This is a genomic window from Limnospira sp. PMC 289.06 (genome assembly GCF_032350395.1).
GTDB lineage: Bacteria > Cyanobacteriota > Cyanobacteriia > Cyanobacteriales > Microcoleaceae > Limnospira > Limnospira platensis.
This window is the reverse complement of record NZ_JARPLC010000467.1, coordinates 1-519: the sequence shown is the minus strand read 5'-3', so window position 1 is coordinate 519 and position 519 is coordinate 1. Positions and strand designations below refer to the sequence as shown.

The following is a 519-nucleotide window of genomic DNA, read 5'->3' as shown; positions in this document are numbered from 1 at the left end:
CTTTGTATGCAGGCTTAAAAAAGTCTGTAAATATTTACCACGAATATATATAGCGGCTAAATCAAAAGGCGTAGTTAAATCGCCTTCAGAGTAATCTCCTTCATGATAATCCACAGGAGAAAGTTCCTCGAACTCACAAATAACATTATGTGATGTCATTGACTCCCATATTATTGTTTCCACTTCTCGCCGCCACCGCCGTGGCAGTAAACTCCTACGTCCAGAACGGCTTAAGTTACTAAAAGTTGGTGGATAGCTTGAGTCTCGATATACCCTACTAAACTCATAACTTTGTTGGAAAGTAAGGCTAAAGCCATCATTTGATTTATCTAATGATGCTTGAAAATCGTTTTTTTCAAACCTATCATAATTACCGTATCCGAAGATATATGGTTGGTAACCTGAACTTTCTCCATAACGAGGATAGGCATAGGGCAATAAATAATAACAATCATCCCTAACACTTGTGGTTTCCTCGATTAATTCATCTAAATAGCTTGCGTTATCGCCTTGATTATC

At 37.6% G+C, this 519-nt stretch carries 1 pseudogene; it reads right to left on the bottom strand.

The features are described from left to right. Positions 1-519, bottom strand: a pseudogene (locus tag P5674_RS25810) (hypothetical protein); the annotation flags it as partial.